The 13,510-nt window shown below is 69.0% G+C and carries 12 protein-coding genes; 11 read left to right on the top strand and 1 reads right to left on the bottom strand.

The genetic code is table 11. The features are described from left to right. Positions 1-2: 2 nt before the first annotated feature. The 6 genes from KVT39_RS34835 to lnt all read left to right on the top strand — a co-directional run bounded on the left by KVT39_RS34835 (position 3) and on the right by lnt (position 5,847). The gene (locus tag KVT39_RS34835; protein ID WP_105391414.1) at positions 3-1,046 is read left to right on the top strand and encodes a PhoH family protein; all 1,044 of its coding nucleotides are present in this window, start codon (positions 3-5) and stop codon (positions 1,044-1,046) included. 142 nt (positions 1,047-1,188) lie between these two features. Next, positions 1,189-1,965, top strand: coding sequence for an rRNA maturation RNase YbeY (gene ybeY, locus KVT39_RS34830; RefSeq protein WP_034178972.1), 777 nt, complete (start codon positions 1,189-1,191; stop codon positions 1,963-1,965). A gap of 12 nt (positions 1,966-1,977) precedes the next feature. Further along, complete coding sequence (locus KVT39_RS34825; protein ID WP_034178973.1) at positions 1,978-2,610, top strand: gamma-glutamylcyclotransferase; 633 nt, start codon at positions 1,978-1,980, stop codon at positions 2,608-2,610. Between the two features lie 70 nt (positions 2,611-2,680). Further along, positions 2,681-2,830 carry a hypothetical protein gene (locus tag KVT39_RS34820; RefSeq protein ID WP_165948079.1) on the top strand — a complete coding sequence of 50 codons (150 nt, stop codon included), beginning with the start codon at positions 2,681-2,683 and terminating at the stop codon, positions 2,828-2,830. 385 nt (positions 2,831-3,215) lie between these two features. Continuing rightward, entirely contained in the window at positions 3,216-4,103 is an 888-nt protein-coding gene (locus KVT39_RS34815; RefSeq protein ID WP_034178974.1) for an HlyC/CorC family transporter, read from the top strand. A gap of 52 nt (positions 4,104-4,155) precedes the next feature. Then, positions 4,156-5,847, top strand: coding sequence for an apolipoprotein N-acyltransferase (lnt, locus tag KVT39_RS34810; protein ID WP_034178975.1), 1,692 nt, complete (start codon positions 4,156-4,158; stop codon positions 5,845-5,847). A 31-nt stretch (positions 5,848-5,878) separates the two neighbouring features. Here lnt and KVT39_RS34805 read toward each other — a convergent pair whose 3' ends face one another. Next, on the bottom strand, positions 5,879-7,534 hold the full coding sequence (locus KVT39_RS34805; protein ID WP_217591222.1) for a hypothetical protein: 1,656 nt from the start codon (positions 7,532-7,534) through the stop codon (positions 5,879-5,881). Between the two features lie 321 nt (positions 7,535-7,855). On the opposite strand from KVT39_RS34805, the gene glyQ reads away from it, so the two are divergent. The 5 genes from glyQ to KVT39_RS34780 are packed head-to-tail and all read left to right on the top strand — an operon-like array spanning position 7,856 to position 13,298. Beyond that, complete coding sequence (gene glyQ, locus KVT39_RS34800; protein WP_082729061.1) at positions 7,856-8,860, top strand: glycine--tRNA ligase subunit alpha; 1,005 nt, start codon at positions 7,856-7,858, stop codon at positions 8,858-8,860. Positions 8,861-8,882: 22 nt separating this feature from the next. Next, positions 8,883-10,982 carry a glycine--tRNA ligase subunit beta gene (gene glyS / locus KVT39_RS34795; RefSeq protein ID WP_034178977.1) on the top strand — a complete coding sequence of 700 codons (2,100 nt, stop codon included), beginning with the start codon at positions 8,883-8,885 and terminating at the stop codon, positions 10,980-10,982. Between the two features lie 10 nt (positions 10,983-10,992). Continuing rightward, on the top strand, positions 10,993-11,556 hold the full coding sequence (gene gmhB / locus KVT39_RS34790) for a D-glycero-beta-D-manno-heptose 1,7-bisphosphate 7-phosphatase (RefSeq protein WP_034178978.1): 564 nt from the start codon (positions 10,993-10,995) through the stop codon (positions 11,554-11,556). 43 nt (positions 11,557-11,599) lie between these two features. After that, on the top strand, positions 11,600-12,364 hold the full coding sequence (locus tag KVT39_RS34785; protein WP_034178979.1) for a 1-acyl-sn-glycerol-3-phosphate acyltransferase: 765 nt from the start codon (positions 11,600-11,602) through the stop codon (positions 12,362-12,364). 46 nt (positions 12,365-12,410) lie between these two features. Beyond that, on the top strand, positions 12,411-13,298 hold the full coding sequence (locus KVT39_RS34780) for a M48 family metallopeptidase (RefSeq protein ID WP_034179426.1): 888 nt from the start codon (positions 12,411-12,413) through the stop codon (positions 13,296-13,298). Positions 13,299-13,510 lie beyond the last annotated feature (212 nt).

Genomic DNA, 13,510 nt, shown 5'->3' with positions numbered 1-13,510 from the left:
CTTTGAAGCCCGCCCACCCCCTGGAATTCATCGCGCCGCGCGACGACAACGCGCGCCTCGCCAATCTCTGCGGCCCGCTCGACGAAAACCTGCGGCAGATCGAACAGGCGCTCGACGTGACGCTCGCGCGGCGCGGCCACCGGATCACGATCCGCGGGCGCGGCGCCAAGCTCGCGCTCGCGGCGCTCGACAACTTCTACAACCGCGCACGCGATCCGCTGTCGGTCGACGACATCCAGCTCGCGCTGGTCGAAGTGCGCCACACCGCCGGCAACGGCCGCGAGAACACGCTCGACGTGCGCTTTCGCGGCGACCCCGACCATCCGTTCGACGAGCCTGTCGTGCAGCTCGACGACGAGGCGCTCGAAGAGCAGGGGCCGAAGCTCTACACGCGGCGCGCCGACCTCCGCGGCCGCACGCCCGCGCAGCGCGAATACCTGAAGCAGATCCTGTCGCACGACGTCACGCTCGGCATCGGGCCGGCCGGCACCGGCAAGACCTACCTCGCGGTCGCGTGCGCGGTCGACGCGCTCGAGCGCGACCAGGTCAAGCGGATCGTGCTGACGCGCCCGGCCGTCGAGGCCGGCGAGCGGCTCGGCTTCCTGCCGGGCGACCTCGCGCAGAAGGTCGACCCGTACCTGCGTCCGCTGTACGACGCGCTGTACGACCTGCTCGGCTTCGACAAGACCGCGAAGATGTTCGAGCGCCAGATGATCGAGATCGCGCCGCTCGCGTACATGCGCGGCCGCACGCTGAACCACGCGTTCATCATTCTCGACGAGGCGCAGAACACCACGCCCGAGCAGATGAAGATGTTCCTCACGCGGATCGGCTTCGGCTCGAAGGCGGTCGTGACCGGCGACACGAGCCAGGTCGACCTGCCGCGCGGCCACAAGAGCGGCCTCGTCGAGGCGCAGCAGGTGCTGAGCGGCGTGCGCGGCATCGCGCTCACGCGTTTCACGAGCGCGGACGTCGTGCGCCATCCGCTCGTCGCGCGCATCGTCGAGGCGTACGACGAGTTCCACGCGCAGCACCAGGATAGCTGACCGGCCGGCGGCGCCCGCGCGCTGCCCCGGCCTGCCGGCCCGGCCCGCCAGACGGCGCGCCGGGCCTTTTTTCGCCCGCGCGAATTCGGGCGCGATCGGCCGTTTGGTGTATCCTCAACGCGTTCCAATCGCCGCACGTGTCATGAAATCCTCCCGTTCTCGCAAGTCCGGGCGCGCCCAGTCCGCCGCGCCCGAATCCCCCCGTCTTTCGCTGTTCGATGCGAAGGGCAAGGCCCGGACCGTCAACGCACAGGGGCTGCGAATCGACTTCCCGGACGGCCGCAGCCTGATGTTCGACCTGTCGGGCAGCTCGGGGGACGCGGCCGTCGCGATCGTCGCGCAGCACAACGATCCCGCGATGCGCGCGAAGCTGGCGCTGCAGCCCGAGCACTACGACAGCGTGACGCTGCACGTGGGCGCCGAACTCGCGCCGCACGAAGACGAAATCGAAGACGCGCTGCACGAGCCGGAACTCGACCTGTCCGTGCAATACGGCGACGAAATCACGAGCGACGTGCGCAAGACGCTGCCCAAGCGCAAGCTGATCGCCGAATGGATCGAGCCGGCGCTGTTCGCCGGCGCGCAGCTCACCGTGCGCTTCGTCGGCGAAAACGAAGGCCGCACGCTGAACGCCGGCTACCGCCACAAGGACTACCCGACCAACGTGCTGACCTTCGCGTACGACGCGGCGCCCGACGGCACCGTGATCGGCGACCTCGTGCTGTGCTGCCCGGTCGTCGAGCAGGAAGCGCACGACCAGGGCAAGCCGCTCACGGCCCACTACGCGCACCTGCTGGTGCACGGTGCGCTGCACGCGCAGGGCTACGACCACGAGACGAGCGACGAGGACGCGGCCGAAATGGAAGCGCTCGAAGTCGACATCCTCGCGAAGCTGGGCTTCCCGAACCCGTACCAGTAAGCCGGCCGCACGATGCGCAACGCCGCGATGCTCCCGCCCGCCTACCCGCCGTCGATCGGCGACGGGCGGCTGCTGACGGAAGACGAGCTCGCGGCGTCGCTCGCGCACACGATGCGCGACTGGGACGGCCGGCAGGACCTCTGGCTGTTCGGCTATGGCTCGCTGATCTGGAACCCGGGGTTGCCGACCGTCGCCGCCGTGCGCGGCAAGGTGCACGGCTACCATCGCGGGCTCTACCTGTGGTCGCGCGTGAACCGCGGCACGCCCGAACGTCCGGGCCTCGTGCTGGCGCTCGATCGCGGCGGCTCGTGCTCGGGCATCGCGTTCCGGCTCTCGGGCCCGACCGCGCAGCCGCACCTCGAGACGCTGTGGAAGCGCGAGATGCCGATGGGTTCGTACCGGCCCGCGTGGCTGCCGTGCTCGCTCGAGAACGGCGAACGCGTGAACGCGCTCGCGTTCGTGATGCGCCGCGACGCGCCGACCTATACGGGCAAGCTGTCCGACTCCGTCGTGAAGGAGGTGTTCGGCTGCGCGGCCGGCCGCTACGGCACGACGCTCGACTACGTGAGCCGCACGGTCGACGCGCTGCGCGCGAGCGGCATCCCCGATCGCGCGCTGGAAGGGCTGCTCGCGCGATGCCGGTGACGCAACGCGACGCCCGGCTTGCCGCTGCGCGAAACCGCGCTCCCTGCGCATTCGAACGAGGTTCCTGCCGATGAAACCATCACGCTGGTCCCGCTGCAAGGTCGCCGCGCTGATCGTCGCCGCGAGCGTCGCGCTGTCCGGCTGCGGAATACTCGGCTGCGGCGGCGCCGCGACCAACGGCGCGGCCGCCGGCGGCTGCTCGACCGGCATGCGGTTCTGAGCGCCCCCGGACCTGTCGCTTCGCGCCAGGCCCCCCGACGGGGTCAAGAAGACTTGGGGCGGCCCGGCGTTTTCTTGAGAGCCGCGCGCCGGGCGCGATCGCGTGCGGCAGAATGCCGCCCCGGTACCGACCGGCCGGCCGGTCGCCTTTCCACGCCGCCCCCGTCCTGCCCACACCCGATTTTTGCCGCGGCTGCGCCGCCGCCCTTTTCTGGGATAGGATGGACACGAGGACGATGCCGCGCCCGGCGCGGCCGTCCGCGAGCAGGCCCGCGCGGGCTGCGCACCCTGGCCGCACGGCCGGGGTGACACGGTCGCGTCGTGCCCTTGGTGTATCCTTGCCTACTCCGTGACAGCGCGCCCCGGCACGACCCGGGCGCACCACCATGAACGATTCGTATCCCAGTCGTAAGCCAACCGACAAACCGCAAGAAAAGCGCTCGCTCCTCGAGCGCCTGACCGACTTCATCTCGCCCGAGCCCGAATCCCGCGGCGAGCTGCTGGAAATCCTCCAGGACGCCCACGAACGCAACCTGATCGACGCCGATTCGCTGTCGATGATCGAAGGCGTGTTCCAGGTATCCGACCTGTGCGCGCGCGACATCATGGTGCCGCGTGCGCAGATGGACGCGATCAACATCGCCGACAAACCCGAAGATTTCATCCCGTTCGTCCTCGAAAAGGCGCACTCGCGCTACCCCGTGTTCGAGGAGAACCGCGACAACGTGATCGGCGTGCTGCTCGCGAAGGATCTGCTGCGCTTCTACGCCGAAGAAGAGTTCGACGTGCGCGGGATGCTGCGCCCGGCCGTGTTCATTCCCGAATCGAAGCGCCTGAACGTGCTGCTGCACGACTTCCGCGTGAACCGCAACCACCTCGCGATCGTCGTCGACGAATACGGCGGCGTCGCGGGCCTGATCACGATCGAGGACGTGCTCGAGCAGATCGTCGGCGACATCGAGGACGAATACGACTTCGACGAGGAAGCCGGCAACATCATCGCAGGGCCGGACGGCCGCTACCGCGTGCGCGCGCTTACCGAGATCGAACAGTTCAACGAGGCGTTCGGCACCGATTTCCCCGACGACGAAGTCGATACGATCGGCGGCCTGATCACCCATCATTTCGGACGCGTGCCGCACCGCGGCGAGAAGCTGCAGCTCGGCAACCTCGTATTCGAGATCCAGCGCGGCGATGCGCGCCAGGTTCATGTGCTGCTGGTGCGCCGCAATCCGCTCGCCAGCCGTCGCGCCGAAACCTCGCACGAGGACTGACCGTCCCGCGCCAGCCGCGTCTCCTTCAACCGCTCGCCCACTTCCGCTTCACATGGACGATCCGATCCCGTCCCGCCCGGCTGGCGGCCTTCTCGCGCCGGCACCCGGCCGCGCGCTGCCACGCTGGCATTACCCGGCCGCGCTGCTCGCCGGCGCGGCCAATACGCTCAGCTTCGCACCGACGCCGCACGGCGGCTGGCTGCAGCTCGCCGTATTCGTCTGGTTTTTCGCGCAACTGACGCGCACGTCGAGCTGGCGCGGCGCCGCGCTCACGGGCGGCGCGTTCGGCTTCGGCAACTTCATCAGCGGCATCTGGTGGCTCTACATCAGCATGCACGTATACGGCGAGATGGCCGCGCCGCTCGCGGGCGGCGCGCTCGTGCTGTTCGCGCTGTACCTGTCGCTGTACCCGGCGTTCTCGGCCGGGCTGTGGTCGTTCTGCGCGGGCCATGCGTGGCATCGCCGCGCGCCCGACCCGCGGCCGTTCTCGCCGACCTGGCACGGCGCGTTCGCGTTCGCGAGCGCGTGGGCCTTCGGCGAATGGCTGCGCGGCACGCTGCTCACCGGTTTTCCGTGGCTCGCGAGCGGCTACCCGCAGGTCGACGGCCCGTTCGCGGGCTTCGCGCCGATCGTCGGCGTGTACGGGATCGCGTGGGTGCTCGCACTGTTCGCCGCGCTGGTCGTGCAGGCGCTCGCCGTCGCGCGCCCGTCGCCCTTGCGTGAAGGCAGCACCGGCGGCAACGCGCGCGTGCGTATCGCCGCGCCGGCCGGCGTCGCCGTCGCGCTCGTCGCGGCCGGCCTCGGGCTGTCGCAGGTCACGTGGACCGTGCCCGCGAACGCGCCGCTCACCGTGCGGCTGCTGCAGGGCAACGTGAAGCAGGACATCAAGTTCGAGCAGGAAGGCATCGACGCGGCGATCAAGATGTACCAGCAGATGATCGTCGAGAAGCCGGCCGACCTGATCGTCACGCCCGAGACCGCGATCGCGGTGATGATCCAGGAACTGCCCGAGCCGTTCGCCGTCGCGATCCGCAAGTTCAGCGACACGACCGGTTCGGCCGTGCTGTTCGGCGCGGTCGGCGCGTCGGTGACCGAGGAAGGCCGCTACGTCGACTATACGAACAGCCTGTACGGCGTGACGCCGAACTCGCGCGACATCTATCACTACGACAAGCACCACCTCGTGCCCTTCGGCGAATTCATTCCGTGGGGCTTCCGGTGGTTCGTCGACCTGATGAAGATGCCGCTCGGCGATTTCGCGCGCGGCGCGCCGGTGCAGAAACCGTTCCTCGTGCACAACCAGCCCGTGATGGCCGACATCTGCTACGAGGATCTGTTCGGCGAGGAAATCGCCGCAACGATCCGCGACAATCCGCAGCCGCCCGGCGTGCTCGTCAACGTGACGAACCTCGCATGGTTCGGCGACACGATCGCGCTCGACCAGCACCTGCAGATCGCGCGGATGCGCTCGCTCGAAACGGGCCGGCCGATGCTGCGCTCGACCAATACCGGGATGACGGCCGCGATCGACGCGCACGGCCGCGTGCTCGGCCAGTTGAAGCCGTTCACGATCGGCTCGCTCGACGTGCGGATCGAAGGCACGAGCGGCTTCACGCCGTACGTGACGAGCGGCAACAACATCGTGCTCGCGGTGTCGTTCGTGCTGCTTGCGTTCGGCTTCACGTTCGGGCCGGGGCTGCGCCGGCGCAACGGCGCGAAGCCCGACGACGACCGGCGCGCATGACGCGGCCCGTGACCGCAATGCGGTCGGCCGCTCAGGCCTGCCGGGCCGATCGGGCCGATTGAGCCGGCTGCGCGGCCAGGCTCCGCAAATCACCCGCCACCTCCTCCATCACCGGTTCCCACGCGCCGAACCTCCGCTGCCGATACAGCGTCGCGGTCGGATACCACGGGCTGTCCTTGCGTTCGAGCAGCCACGGCCAGTGCGGATTCACGTCGAGCAGCACCCAGGTGCGCGCACCGAGCGCGCCGGACAGGTGCGCAACCGACGTGCACACGGTGATCACGAGATCCAGCGCGCCGATGAACGCGGCCGTATCGTCGAAGCTCTTCAGTTCCGCCGTGAAGTCCTCGATCGCGAAGCCGGCTGCACGCGCCGCCGCGACATCCGCATCCGCGCCCGGCTGCAGCGAATAAAACGCGACCCCGTCGATCCCGCGGAACGCATCGGCATAACGCTCGAGCCCGACGCGCCGGAACGGATTGCGCTGGTGGCCCGCACTGCCCGTCCACACGAGCCCGACCTTCAGCCGGCGGTCGCCCGCGAGCCGCGCGCGCCACGCATCGCGCGCATCCGGATCGGCCCGCAAGTACGGCACCGACGACGCCAGCGTCGAGGCTTCCATGCCGAGCATCAGCGGCAGGCCGATCAGCGGCACTTCGTAATCGAATGCAGGCAGCGCGTCGACGCCGCCGCCCGCGCCGAACGCGTCCGCCTGCGCGCCCAGGCTGCGCTGCATCAGCGTGCCCACCTGCGGGAACGTGTTCCACGCGAGCCGGCCGCCCTCGCGATGCACGCGCTCGGCGAGCGGCGTGACGAAGCGGCAGAACTGCAGCACGTCGCCGAGCCCCTGCTCGCCCCATACGAGCAGCGTCTTGCCCGCGAGCGGCTCGCCCTGCCAGCGCGGGCCCGGCAGCGCCGGCCGGCGGCCGCGCAGTTCGCCGGCGCCGTCCCAGCGCGCCTCGTGGCCGCGCCAGCCGGCCGCGTGATTGCCGCGCACGAGCTGGATGATCGCGAGATTGAAACGGAACGACGCGTCGTCGGGCGCCAGCTCGCACGCACGCGCCGCGTAACGCTCGGCGTCGCCCCAGCGCTGCGCCTCCTTCATCGCCATCGCGACGTTGTTCATCGCGAGCGCGTTGTCGGGCGCGAGGTCGGCGAGCCGTGCGGCGCACGAGAGCGCGCCGTCGAGGTCGTGCGTCGCGAGCCGCGCGACGACGAGGTTGATCCACGCCTGCACGTCGCGCGAGTCCGCATTCACGGCCGCGTCGAGCAGCGCGATTTCCTCCGTGCGATCGCCGCCCGACAGCCGCAGCGCGATCGCGAGGTTGTTGCGCAGCGACGGCCAGCCGGCATCGGCCGCCAGCGCCGCACGGTACGGCGCGACCGCGTCCGCGTGACGGCCGGCCATCTGCAGCGTATAGCCGTGATTGAAGTGCGCGGCCGCGCCCGGCCGCACGCGCGCCGCGCATTCGGCGAGCGCGAGCGCGTCGGCCGTGCGCTGCCGCGCGACGAGCGTCGATGTGAGCTGCGCGAGCGCATCGGCGTCGACCGCATGCAGATGGGCGGCTGCGGCGAACCACAGATCGTGCGCGGCGCGCTCGCCGCGCGCCTGCGCATCGGCGGCGTGCCGGAGCAGCGCAAGGAACGGCGGAAGCAGCGGAATGAGGATGTCGGTCGGGTCGTCCATGCGATCGGAGCCTGCAAGCGGTGGCGCGGCACGCGTCGCGCGAGCCGCAATACGCGCATCTTAACGCCCGCGCGAAGCGTCGCGGCACGCGCGTCGCGACGGGCCGTATGCGCCTGCGCGGAGCGCACGGGGCCACGCTGGCGAGGCCGCAGGAAGCGGGCCGGCAGCGGCCTCGCCAGCGTTCCGGCCGCATCCGGTCGCCGATCCGGTAAAATTACACGTTTCAGCACACTAACAAGCCGCGCCGCCGCGCGAGCCGACCCTCGGGGCCCTGCCCGGAGCGCGGCCCGCAACGGAGCGCCAGCGCCTCGAAGGCTCTTCATGCTTACGTTTCAGCAAATCATCCTGACGCTGCAGTCCTACTGGGACAAGCAGGGTTGCGCCCTGCTCCAGCCCATCGACATGGAAGTCGGCGCGGGCACGTCGCACGTCCACACGTTCCTGCGTGCGGTCGGCCCCGAGCCGTGGCGCGCCGCATACGTGCAGCCGTCGCGCCGCCCGAAGGACGGCCGCTACGGCGAGAACCCGAACCGCCTGCAGCATTACTACCAGTACCAGGTCGTGCTCAAGCCGGCGCCGGAGAACATCCTCGACCTGTACCTCGGCTCGCTCGAAGCGCTCGGCTTCGACCTGCAGCAGAACGACGTGCGCTTCGTCGAGGACGACTGGGAAAACCCGACGCTCGGCGCGTGGGGCCTCGGTTGGGAAGTGTGGCTGAACGGGATGGAAGTCACGCAGTTCACGTATTTCCAGCAGGTCGGCGGCCTCGACTGCAAACCCGTGCTCGGCGAAATCACGTACGGCCTCGAACGCCTCGCGATGTACCTGCAGAAGGTCGAGAACGTGTACGACCTCGTGTGGACCGAGTGGGAAGAGCACGGCCCGAACGGCCCCGAGCTGCGCCGCCTGTCGTATGGCGACGTCTACCACCAGAACGAGGTCGAGCAGTCGACCTACAACTTCGAGCACGCGAACGTCGACCTGCTGTTCACGTTCTTCAACAGCTACGAAGCGGAAGCGAAGAAGATGATCGACGCGCAGCTCGCGCTGCCCGCGTACGAACTCGTGCTGAAGGCCGGCCACACGTTCAACCTGCTCGATGCGCGCGGTGCGATCTCGGTGACCGAGCGCGCGGCGTACATCGGCCGCATCCGCGCGCTGTCGCGTCTCGTCGCGCAGGCTTATTACGACTCGCGCGAGAAGCTCGGCTTCCCGATGCTCGGCAACCCGCCGGGCGTGCCGGGCCTCACCACCGACGCCCAGGACGCCGCGCAGCCGGCATGGGCGCCGCCGCTCAAGGTCGAACGCAAGATCGACCAAGACTGACGAGACGAGATTTCCTCCAAACATGACGCACAATCATCCCGCTCCCCTGCTCGTCGAACTGCTGACCGAAGAGCTGCCGCCGAAGGCCCTCGCGCGCCTCGGCGACGCATTCGCCGAAGGTCTCGCGCAACGCCTCGCGGCGCGCGACCTCGTCGAAGGCGAACTCGTGTTCGAACGCTACGCCACGCCGCGCCGCCTCGCCGTCGTCGTGCAGAACGTGCGCGCCGTCGCACCTGAAAAACAGGTCCGCGAAAAGGTCCTGCCCGTGTCGGTCGCGCTCGACGCCGAAGGCAAGCCGACGGCCCCGCTCGCGAAGAAGCTCGCGGCGCTCGGCCACCCGAACCTGTCGATCGCCGATCTCGAGCGCGCGCAGGACGGCAAGGCCGAAGCGTTCTTCATCAACTATTCGGCAGCCGGCGCGACGCTCGCCGACGGCCTGCAGGCCGCGCTCGACGAAACGCTCGCGAAGCTGCCGATCCCGAAGGTGATGACGTATCAACGCCCGGACGGCTCCGACGTGCAGTTCGTGCGCCCCGTGCATCGCCTGACGGTGCTGCACGACGATCGCATCGTGCCCGTCACCGCGTTCGGCATCGACGCCGGCGACACCACGCTCGGCCACCGCTTCCTGTCCGACGGCCTCGTCGCGATCCAGCATGCGCGCGCCTACGCCGACACGCTGCGCGACAAGGGCCGCGTGATCGCGCACTTCGCCGATCGCCGCGAAACGATCCGCACGCAACTGAACGAGCACGCGAGCGGCGACACGGTCGTGATGCCCGAATCGCTGCTCGACGAAGTGACGTCGCTGGTCGAATGGCCGGTCGTCTACCCGTGCCGCTTCGAGGACGAATTCCTGCAGGTGCCGCAGGAATGCCTGATCCTCACGATGCAGACGAACCAGAAGTATTTCGCGCTGACCGATATCGGCGGCAAGCTGCGCTCGCGCTTCCTGATCGTGTCGAACATCGAGACGAAGACGCCGGACGAGATCGTCGAAGGCAACGAGCGCGTCGTGCGCCCGCGCCTCGCCGATGCGAAGTTCTTCTTCGAGCAGGACAAGAAGAAGCCGCTCGCCGACCGCGTGCCGCTGCTCGCGAACGTCGTCTATCACAACAAGCTCGGTTCGGCGCTCGCGCGCGTCGAGCGCCTCGAGGCGCTGGCCGGCGAGATCGCACCCGCGATCGGCGCTGACGCCGTGCACGCGAAGCGCGCCGCGCGCCTCGCGAAGGCCGACCTGCTGACCGACATGGTCGGCGAATTCCCGGAACTGCAGGGCACGATGGGCACGTACTACGCGCGCCACGACGGCGAAGCCGACGACGTCGCGCTCGCGTGCGCCGAGCACTACCAGCCGCGCTTCTCCGGCGACGCGCTGCCGACCACGCCCGTATCGACCGCCGTCGCGCTCGCCGACAAGCTCGAGACGATCGTCGGCATCTGGGGCATCGGCCTCGCGCCGACCGGCGAGAAGGATCCGTTCGCGCTGCGCCGCCATGCGCTCGGCGTGCTGCGCCTGCTGCTCGAGAAGCAGTTGCCGCTCGATCTCGTGTCGCTGCTGCGCACGGCCCACGCGCGCTTCGAAGGCGTGCCGGGCGTCGCCGAATCGACCGATGCGATCTTCGCGTTCTTCATGGATCGCCTGCGCGGCCTGCTGCGCGAGCGCGGCTATTCGGCCGGCGAAGTCGACGCGGTGCTGAGCCTGAACCCGACGCGCGTCGACGATCTCGTCGCACGCCTCGACGCGGTGCGCGAATTCACGCTTCTCGTGGAAGCCGAAGCGCTCGCGGCCGCGAACAAGCGGATCTCGAACATCCTGAAGAAGTCGGAAGGCGGCGTGAACGGCGCGGTACAGCCGGCGCTGCTCGTCGAAGCCGCCGAGAAGGCGCTGCACGAACAGCTCGCGGCCGTGACGCCGCACGTGCAGTCGCAGCTCGAGGCGCGTGCGTACACGGGCGCGCTGTCGGCGCTCGCCGCGTTGCGCGCACCGGTCGACACGTTCTTCAACGACGTGATGGTCAACGCGGAAGATCCCGCGCTGCGAGCGAACCGTCTCGCGCTGCTGTCGGCGCTGCACCAGCAGATGAACTGCGTCGCCGACATCTCGAAGCTCGCCGCATAAGGGCCGCACGATGCCGACCAGCCCCACCCGAAAGCTCGTCGTCCTCGACCGGGACGGCGTGATCAACGTCGATTCGGATGCGTTCATCAAGACGCCCGACGAATGGATCGCGCTGCCCGGCAGCCTCGAGGCGATCGCCCGGCTCAACCACGCGGGCTATCGCGTGGTCGTCGCGACCAACCAGTCCGGCATCGGTCGCGGGCTGTTCGACATGGCCGCGCTCAACGAGATGCACCTGAAGATGCATCGCGCGGCGGCCGCGGTCGGCGCGCGCATCGACGCGGTGTTCTTCTGCCCGCATACGGCCGAGGATCACTGCGACTGCCGCAAGCCGAAGCCCGGGATGATGCAGATGATCGCCGAGCGCTTCGAGATCGATCCCGGTCACACGCCGGCCGTCGGCGATTCGCTGCGCGACCTGCAGGCCGGTGTCGCGGTCGGCTTCCAGCCGCACCTCGTGCTGACCGGCAAGGGCAAGAAAACGCTCGCCGCCGGCAATCTGCCGCCCGGCACGAAGGTCCACGACGACCTGCGCGCATTTGCGCTCGATTTCCTTTCACACGAACACGAGTGATGCGGCTGCCGCGCGCATCCTCCCCAACGCCAGACTCACGCCGATGCGCTTCGTCCGCTCCCTGCTGCTGCTGATCTACTTCATCCTGTACACGGTGCCGTATGCCACCGCGTGCTTCATCGCGTTCCCGTTCATGCGCCCCGACGCGCGCTACTGGATGGCGGCCGGCTGGTGCAAGTCGACGCTGTGGGTCGTGCGCTGGCTGAACGGCATCCGCTACCGGATCGAAGGGATGGACAACCTGCCCGACGGCCCGGCCGTGCTGCTGTCGAAGCACCAATCCGCGTGGGAGACGCTCGCGTTTCCGGCGCTGATGCCGAAGCCGCTCTGCTACGTGTTCAAGCGCGAGCTGCTGTACGTGCCGTTCTTCGGCTGGGCGCTCGGGATGCTGCACATGGTCAACATCAACCGCAAGGAAGGCAAGAACGCGTTCAACTCGGTGATCCGCCAGGGCAAGAAGCGCCTGTCGGAAGGCGCATGGATGATCATGTTCCCCGAGGGCACGCGCACGCCGGTCGGCAAGCAGGGCAAGTACAAGACGGGCGGCGCGCGCTTCGCGATCGAAACCGGCACGCCCGTCGTGCCGATCGCGCACAATGCAGGACGGGTGTGGCCGCGCAACTCGTTCATGAAATTCCCGGGCGTCGTCACCGTGTCGATCGGCAAGCCGATCGATTCGACCGGCCTCACGCCCGATGCATTGAACTCGCAGGTCGAAGCATGGATCGAAGCGGAAATGCGCCGTATCGATCCCGATGCGTATCGTCAAGCGGGCAATGCCGGCACGCGCGATGCCGCGCGAGTCTGAATCCCGCGGGTTGCAGCCGTTGCGTACGTCAAAAAGAAGCGAACTGATGAAACAGCGTCCGCGGCCACGGCCAGCCGTCGTGGCTCTCGATCATCGCCAGATGGATCTGCCGCTCTTCGACGGGCCGGCCGCCGCACCGTCGGCGCCCGCTACGCCGCCGGCGCCGCCTGAAGCGGCGCCCGCCGCACCGCTCGATCCGGGCCCGGCCCCCGACCGCTCGCGCGTGCGCACGTTCGCACTCGACAGCCGCGTGCTCGAATACCGCCTGAAGCGCTCGGCGCGCCGCACGATCGGCTTCACGATCGACGGCAGCGGGTTGTCGATCACCGCGCCGCGCTGGGTCACGCTCGCCGACATCGAAGCCGCGATCTCCGAGAAACAACGCTGGATCTTCGCGAAGCTCGCGGAGTGGAAAACGCGCACCGAGCAGCGCGCGCTGCCGCAGATCGACTGGCGCGACGGCGCGCAGCTTCCGTATCTCGGCAAGACGGTGACGATCGCGCTCGGCGCGGGCGCCGTCGGGTTCGACGCCGATGCGCTGCGGCTGTCGTTGCCGCTGCCCGCGCAGGCCGACATGCAGCAGATCAAGGATCGCGTGCAGGGCTGGCTGCAGGGCGAGGCGAAGCGGATCTTCGGCGAACGCCTCGCGGTCTATGCGGAAAAGCTGGGCGTCACGTATTCGATGTACGCGCTGTCGTCGGCCGCGACGCGCTGGGGCAGCTGCTCGAGCGACGGCAAGATCCGCCTGAACTGGCGGTTGATCCATTTTCCGATGTCGATCGTCGACTACGTGGTCGCGCACGAACTGTCGCACCTGCGCGAGATGAACCACAGCCCCGCCTTCTGGCAGACCGTCGAATCGATCTTCCCCGAGTTCCGCGAAGCGCGGCACACGCTCAAGCATCACCCGCCCGAGCTGCTGCCGTCGCTGTAACGCGCGCAGTCTTTCCTCGCGCGCAAATGCAAACGGGCGCTGCGGGTCACCCCGCACCGCCCGTTCGTTCGACCGGCCGCCACATGCATCGCGCGCCGCGGCCTGCTCATCCCGCGCTCAGTGCGCCTTCTTCTGGTTGACGTCCTTATATGAACACCTCCCTGTTGGCAAGGTCGGGTTTTAGTGTGCGAGACATCGAGGTTGCGTTTGCA

Source organism: Burkholderia sp. GbtcB21 (assembly GCF_019091065.1).
Taxonomy (GTDB): Bacteria; Pseudomonadota; Gammaproteobacteria; order Burkholderiales; family Burkholderiaceae; genus Burkholderia; species Burkholderia pyrrocinia_C.
Note: the sequence above shows the minus strand (reverse complement) of the source record. Positions and strands in the feature narration are given on the sequence as shown.

Excerpts from the sequence above, each read along its gene's own strand:
- KVT39_RS34820 (WP_165948079.1), top strand. The coding sequence starts at position 2,681 with ATGAAACCATCACGCTGGTCCCGCTGCAAGGTCGCCGCGCTGATCGTC.
- KVT39_RS34815 (WP_034178974.1), top strand. The coding sequence starts at position 3,216 with ATGAACGATTCGTATCCCAGTCGTAAGCCAACCGACAAACCGCAAGAA.
- KVT39_RS34780 (WP_034179426.1), top strand. The coding sequence starts at position 12,411 with ATGAAACAGCGTCCGCGGCCACGGCCAGCCGTCGTGGCTCTCGATCAT.
- glyS (WP_034178977.1), top strand. The coding sequence starts at position 8,883 with ATGACGCACAATCATCCCGCTCCCCTGCTCGTCGAACTGCTGACCGAA.
- lnt (WP_034178975.1), top strand. The coding sequence starts at position 4,156 with ATGGACGATCCGATCCCGTCCCGCCCGGCTGGCGGCCTTCTCGCGCCG.
- KVT39_RS34825 (WP_034178973.1), top strand. The coding sequence starts at position 1,978 with ATGCGCAACGCCGCGATGCTCCCGCCCGCCTACCCGCCGTCGATCGGC.
- KVT39_RS34805 (WP_217591222.1), bottom strand. The coding sequence starts at position 7,534 with ATGGACGACCCGACCGACATCCTCATTCCGCTGCTTCCGCCGTTCCTT.
- glyQ (WP_082729061.1), top strand. The coding sequence starts at position 7,856 with ATGCTTACGTTTCAGCAAATCATCCTGACGCTGCAGTCCTACTGGGAC.
- KVT39_RS34785 (WP_034178979.1), top strand. The coding sequence starts at position 11,600 with ATGCGCTTCGTCCGCTCCCTGCTGCTGCTGATCTACTTCATCCTGTAC.
- ybeY (WP_034178972.1), top strand. The coding sequence starts at position 1,189 with ATGAAATCCTCCCGTTCTCGCAAGTCCGGGCGCGCCCAGTCCGCCGCG.
- gmhB (WP_034178978.1), top strand. The coding sequence starts at position 10,993 with ATGCCGACCAGCCCCACCCGAAAGCTCGTCGTCCTCGACCGGGACGGC.